The sequence below is a fragment of the Stenotrophomonas sp. PS02289 genome, from assembly GCF_029960115.1.
Taxonomy (GTDB): Bacteria; Pseudomonadota; Gammaproteobacteria; order Xanthomonadales; family Xanthomonadaceae; genus Stenotrophomonas.
Map to the genome: position 1 here is coordinate 1 of NZ_JASCOZ010000217.1, position 5,949 is coordinate 5,949.

The 5,949-nt window shown below is 68.2% G+C and carries 7 protein-coding genes; 6 read left to right on the plus strand and 1 reads right to left on the minus strand.

All coding sequences use genetic code 11. The features are described from left to right. Nucleotides 1-61: 61 nt before the first annotated feature. Nucleotides 62-853 (minus strand): cytochrome c biogenesis protein CcsA, encoded by a 792-nt coding sequence (gene ccsA, locus QMX83_RS19540; protein WP_282298310.1) that lies wholly within the window; start codon nt 851-853, stop codon nt 62-64. 101 nt (nt 854-954) lie between these two features. Between ccsA and ffh the strand changes: the two genes are divergently transcribed. The 6 genes from ffh to trmD all read left to right on the plus strand — a co-directional run bounded on the left by ffh (nt 955) and on the right by trmD (nt 5,913). Next, nucleotides 955-2,334, plus strand: coding sequence for a signal recognition particle protein (gene ffh / locus QMX83_RS19545; RefSeq protein WP_282298311.1), 1,380 nt, complete (start codon nt 955-957; stop codon nt 2,332-2,334). 55 nt (nt 2,335-2,389) lie between these two features. Continuing rightward, nucleotides 2,390-3,466 carry a nitronate monooxygenase gene (locus QMX83_RS19550; protein ID WP_282298312.1) on the plus strand — a complete coding sequence of 359 codons (1,077 nt, stop codon included), beginning with the start codon at nt 2,390-2,392 and terminating at the stop codon, nt 3,464-3,466. Next, complete coding sequence (locus tag QMX83_RS19555) at nt 3,463-4,251, plus strand: aminotransferase class IV family protein (RefSeq protein WP_282298313.1); 789 nt, start codon at nt 3,463-3,465, stop codon at nt 4,249-4,251. The genes QMX83_RS19550 and QMX83_RS19555 overlap by 4 nt, the downstream gene beginning before the upstream one ends. Before the next feature lie 92 nt (nt 4,252-4,343). After that, nucleotides 4,344-4,604, plus strand: coding sequence for a 30S ribosomal protein S16 (gene rpsP, locus QMX83_RS19560; protein ID WP_125358382.1), 261 nt, complete (start codon nt 4,344-4,346; stop codon nt 4,602-4,604). A gap of 42 nt (nt 4,605-4,646) precedes the next feature. Beyond that, on the plus strand, nt 4,647-5,159 hold the full coding sequence (gene rimM, locus QMX83_RS19565) for a ribosome maturation factor RimM (RefSeq protein WP_282298314.1): 513 nt from the start codon (nt 4,647-4,649) through the stop codon (nt 5,157-5,159). Between the two features lie 4 nt (nt 5,160-5,163). Further along, nucleotides 5,164-5,913 carry a tRNA (guanosine(37)-N1)-methyltransferase TrmD gene (trmD, locus tag QMX83_RS19570; protein ID WP_282298315.1) on the plus strand — a complete coding sequence of 250 codons (750 nt, stop codon included), beginning with the start codon at nt 5,164-5,166 and terminating at the stop codon, nt 5,911-5,913. Nucleotides 5,914-5,949 lie beyond the last annotated feature (36 nt).

The following is a 5,949-nucleotide window of genomic DNA, read 5'->3' on the forward strand; positions in this document are numbered from 1 at the left end:
CCCCCCGCGGTTCCGGGGGGGCGGGGGGGGGGGGCCGCGCCGGGCGGCCCCCAACGCCGCATCAGCCGCGGTTGAACACCAACTCAATCGCAAATCGGCTGCCAAAGAACGCCAGCCCCAGCAGCACCATCGCGGTCAGCGTCCAGTGCACGGCCTTCGCCCCGCGCCAGCCATAGCGGCGGCGACCGATCAGCAGCACCCCGAACACCACCCACGACAGCACGCTGAGCACGGTCTTGTGCACCAGCTTCTGCGCCAGCAGGTCGTCGACGAACAGCACGCCGGTTACCAGGGTCAGGGTCAGCAGCGCAAAGCCCACTGCAATCACCCGGAACAGCAGGGACTCCAGGTCGGCCAGCGGCGGCAGGGCGCGCAGCCAGGGGCGGAAATCGCGCCGGCGCAGGGCGCGTTCCTGCAGCCACAGCATGATCGCCAGCAAGGCAGCGATGCTCAGCGTGGCGTAGGCCAGCAGGGCCAGCCAGGCATGGGTGGCCAGCTGCCAGCCCAGCGCCTTGCTCGGCTCATGACCGTAGGCGTGGTAACCGCAGAGCAGGGCGGCAGCGACCGGAAACACCACCACGCCCAGCGCGGCCATGCGCCCACGCGCGCCGACCAGCGAGGTCAGCCAGGCCATGCCCAGGCCGACCAGCGACAGCGCGGCGAAGAAGTGCATGTCCGGTCCGCCACTGGTGCGGATGGCCACCAGCGCGTGGTAGCCGCCGTGCAGCAGCATCGCCGGCAGCGCCGGCCACAGCCAGGTCGGCGAGGTGGCCGCGTCATCGCGGGCGACCGCGCGCACCAGCAGGGCGGTGGCGGTCAGGTACAGCAGGGTCGCGATGAGAACGATTGTCATCGTGTCAGTTTCGCATACCTGACCCCGCGCGGCACGGGGTGGCCCGGTGGACCCGCTATACTGTCTGTCTCTCTGTCTTTCGTTCTGAACAGGTTGCATCCATGTTCGAGTCCCTGACCCAGCGCCTTTCCGGCACCATCGAGCGCCTGCGCGGCCGCGGCCGCCTTACCGAGGACAACATCCGCGAGGCCACCCGCGAAGTCCGCATCGCGCTGCTGGAAGCCGACGTGGCGCTGCCGGTGGTGCAGGCGCTGGTCGAACGCATCAAGGTGCGCGCCGTTGGCCAGGAAGTGCTGAAGTCGCTGACCCCGGGCCAGGCGCTGATCAAGATCGTGCGTGACGAGCTCACCGCGGTCATGGGCGCGGCCGCCAGCGACCTCAACCTCAATGTGCCGGCTCCGGCGGTGATCCTGATGGCCGGCCTGCAGGGTGCGGGCAAGACCACCACCGTGGGCAAGCTGGCCAAGCACCTGAAGGAAAAGCGCAAGAAGAAGGTGATGGTGGTGTCCGCCGACGTGTACCGTCCGGCCGCCATCGAGCAGCTCAAGACCCTGGCTGACCAGGTCGGCGTGCTGTTCTTCCCGTCCAGCGCCGACCAGAAGCCGGAAGCCATCGTGCGCGCGGCCATCGACGACGCCCGCAAGTCCTTCGTGGACGTGCTGCTGGTAGATACCGCCGGCCGCCTGGCCATCGACGAAGCGATGATGGTCGAGATCAAGGCGCTGCATGCCGCGATCAACCCGGCCGAAACCCTGTTCGTGGTCGACGCCATGACCGGCCAGGATGCGGCCAACACCGCCAAGGCCTTCGGTGAAGCGCTGCCGCTGACCGGCGTGGTGCTGACCAAGACCGACGGTGACGCCCGTGGTGGTGCCGCGCTGAGCGTGCGTTACATCACCGGCAAGCCGATCAAGTTCGTCGGTGTCAGCGAAAAGCCGGACGGCCTGGATGTGTTCCACCCGGACCGCATGGCCAGCCGCATCCTGGACATGGGCGACGTGCTGTCGCTGGTGGAGCAGGTCGAGCAGCAGGTCGACAAGGACAAGGCAGCCAAGCTGGCCGAGAAGGTCGCCAAGGGCAAGAAGTTCGACCTCAACGACATGCGCGACCAGCTGGAGCAGATGCAGAACATGGGCGGCATCGGCGGCCTGATGGACAAGCTGCCGGGCCTGGGCCAGATCCCGGAGCATCTGAAGCAGCAGGTCAGCCAGGGCAAGGAAGTGCCGCGCATGATCGCCATCATCAATTCGATGACCAAGAAGGAGCGCCGCAACCCGGGCCTGCTCAACGGCTCGCGCCGTGCCCGCATCGCGCGTGGCTCCGGCCTGACCCCGGCCGACGTCAACAAGCTGATGAAGCAGTATCAGCAGATGGAAAAGATGATGAGCAAGATGGCCGGCGGTGGCATGAAGGGCATGATGCGCAGCATGAAGGGCATGATGGGGGCCATGGGCGGCCGCGGCGGTCTGCCGTTCCGTTGAGGCCACGCCGGGCGGCGTATGCTGTGGGGTATCTGACCCCACAGGTGCGTTACCGATGAGCGACCCGCGAATTCTTGAACGCGCCGACAGCTTCTGTCGGCGTTTTTCATTGCAGAGCCCGATCCTGCTCGCGCCGATGGCCGGTGCCTGCCCTGTGGCGCTTTCGGCGGTGCTGGCCAGTGCCGGCAGCATGGGGGCCATGGGCGCGGTGCTGTCGCAGCCGCAGGACATCGTGGCCTGGATGACCGATTTCCGCGCGCAGTCGGCGGGCCCGGCGCAGGTGAACGTGTGGATTCCCGATGCAACGCCGGTGCGCGATGCAGCGGCCGAAGCAGCGACCCGCGCCTTCCTCGCGCAGTGGGGCCCCGAAGTGGGGGAGGCGGCGGGTGATGCCGGACCGGCCGATTTTGATGCGCAGTTCGATGCGTTGATCGCCGCGCGTCCGGCCGTGGCGTCCACCATCATGGGCGTGTTTTCACCGGCCCAGGTGCAGCGCCTGAAAGACACCGGCATTGCCTGGTTTGCCTGCGCGACCACGCTGGCCGAAGCCCGCGCGGCCGAACAGGCCGGTGCTGACGCGGTGGTGGCGCAGGGTTTTGAAGCGGGCGGTCATCGCGGTGCGTTCGATCCGGGCGCCGCCGAACGCCAACTGGTGGGGCTGTTCGCATTGCTGCCGCGCCTGGCCGACCAGCTGCAGGTGCCGGTGATCGCTGCCGGCGGTATTGCGGACGGACGTGGCGTGGCCGCCGCGCTGATGCTGGGAGCCAGTGCCGTGCAGGTGGGTACGGCCTTCCTGCGCACCCCCGAATGTGCGATCGACCCGGCCTGGTCGCAGGCGTTGGCACAGGCCGAACCGGAAGACACCTGGCCCACGCGCGCCTTCAGCGGCAGGCTCGGGCGCGGTCTGGCCACGCCGTATGTGCGTGCGGCCGCCGCGGCCGATGCGCCGCCCCCGCAGCCGTATCCGGTGCAGCGTGGACTCACCGCACCGATGCGCGCGCAGGCCAACCGCGAGCACCGCATTGACGCGATGCAGGCCTGGGCCGGGCAGTCGGCGTGGATGGCACCGGCGCGACCGGCGGTGGAGGTGCTGCACACGCTGTGGCGCGACGCGCGGGCACTGCTGGCATGAAGCACTATTGCAATGGCAGACCCGCAACGGCGGATGACCTCGCCGGCGCGTTGGTGAACTACGGGCACTTCACCTCATTGCAGGTGCGTGGCGGTGCGGTGCAGGGCCTGGATCTGCATCTGCGACGCCTGCGCCAAGGCACGAGCGAATTGTTTGGCAGCACGCTGGACGGCAGCCAGGTGCAGGCGTGGATCGCGGCCGCATTGCAGGCTGAAGGCGTGGTTGATGCCTCGGTGCGGGTCACGGTGTTTGCACGCGGATTCGATTTCCGACAGCCGCTGCAGGTGCTGCCGGTGGATGTGCTGGTGGCGGTGAGTGCGCCGGTGAGTCTGCCGGCGACGCCGCGCCGGGTGCGCAGCGTGGCGTACGCGCGTGAGATGCCGCAGTTGAAGCACGTCGGCACGTTTGCGTTGTTCCAGCACCGTCGGTTGGCGTTGCAGGCGGGCTTCGACGACGCGCTGTTCGTGGACGGACAGGGCCGGGTCAGCGAAGGCACGACCTGGAACGTGCTGTTCGGCCGCGGCGATGAAGTGGTGTGGCCGCAGGCCGAGGCGCTGCGGGGTACCCAGGAAAGGCTTCTGCAAGCCGGGTGGGGCGGGGTGCCGGTGCTGGAGGCGGTGACCTTGGCGGACCTGGGCGGATTTGATGCGGCGGTGGCCTGCAACGCGGCCGGGGTATGGCCGCTGGCGGCGATTGACGGGGTCGGGTTCGCGGGGTCGGAGGCGTTGTGCCAGCGGGCGGTGGAGGTATTGATCGCGACGCCGTGGGAACCGTTGGTGGGTTGAACGTGTCCGGCACCGCTTGGGCCGGCCACCCCCGCTATAATCGCCGGCTTACCGCGCCATCCTGGCGACTGGGCTACAGAGGAAATACCACCATGGTCAAGATTCGACTGACCCGCGGCGGCGCCAAGAAGCGTCCGTTCTACCACATCATCGTGACCGACTCGCGCAGCGCCCGTGACGGCCGCAACATCGAGCGCGTCGGTTACTACAACCCGGTGGCACAGGGTGCCGAGCAGCGCATCGTGCTCGACCTGCCGCTGGTCGACAAGTGGGTCGCCAACGGCGCCCAGATGACCGACAAGGTCCGCAACCTGTACAAGGAAGCGACCAAGGCCCAGGCCGCTGCGGCCTGATCCTGAAGGGCCGCGCCTGGCGCGGCCCGTCGGCATACGCAGATGAAAGATACCGAGCGCCGGATCCTGCTGGGCAGGATTGTCGGCGCTTTTGGTGTGCGAGGCGAGATCAAGCTCGAGTCCTGGACCGAGCCGCGTACCGCCATCTTCCAATATCAGCCCTGGACGCTGCGGACTCCCGCTGGCCAGGAGAGCACCGTCAAGGGCGTGCGCGGCAAAGCGTCCGGCAAGCACATTGTGGCGGTGTTTCCCGACGTGACCGACCGCGATGTGGTCGAGTCGATGATCGGAACCGAAATCTCCGTGCCCCGCAGCGCCTTGCCGCCGCCGAAGCCGGACGAGTACTACTGGATCGACCTGGAAGGCCTGCAGGTGAAAACCGTGGACGGCGTCGAGCTGGGCCGCGTGTCGCATCTGTTCTCCACCGGTGCCAACGACGTGGCGGTGGTGCAGGGCAGTCGTGAGCGGATGATTCCGTTCGTGCAGCCGGACTTCGTCAAGTCGGTCGATTTCGAGGCCAACCTGATCGTGGTCGACTGGGACCCGGAGTTCTAGTTCGATGCGTATCGACGTCATCACCCTGTTCCCGGAATTCATGGCGCAGTCGGCCGCGCTGGGCGTGGTCGGCCGTGCGGCCGAGCGCGGCCTGCTCGACCTTCATGGCTGGAATCCGCGTGACTACGCTGAAGGCAATTACCGTCGGGTGGACGACCGTCCGTTCGGCGGCGGCCCGGGCATGGTGATGCTGATCGAACCGCTGCGGGCATGTCTCGCGGCGGCGAAAGCAGCCGATCCTGCACCCGCGCCGGTGATCTACCTCAGCCCGCAGGGCAGGCCGCTCACCCAGGCCAAGGTGCGCGAACTGGCCGCGCTGCCGCGCATGATCCTGCTGTGCGGTCGCTATGAGGGCGTGGACGAACGCTTCCTGGCGGCCGAGGTGACCGAGGAGATTTCCCTGGGCGATTACGTGCTGTCCGGCGGCGAGCTGGGCGCGGCGGTGATCGTCGATGCGGTCACCCGTCTGCAGGAGGGCGCGCTGAACGACGCTGAATCGGCCGCCCAGGACAGTTTCGAGGGCCCGCAGGGGCTGCTGGACTGCCCGCATTACAGCCAGCCGGCGCAACATGAATGGGGCAACGTCCCGGACGTGCTGCGCTCAGGCAACCATGCCGCCATCGCCCGCTGGCGTCGCCAGCAGTCGTTGCTGCGCACCTGGCTGCGCCGGCCGGACCTGCTGGACGAAAGCCAGCTGTCCAAGGCCGACCGCCAGCTGCTGGAGCAGGCCAGGGCAGAGCTTCCGGGGATCTGATCCCTGGTAGCGCCGGCCGTTGGCCGGCCCAGGCGG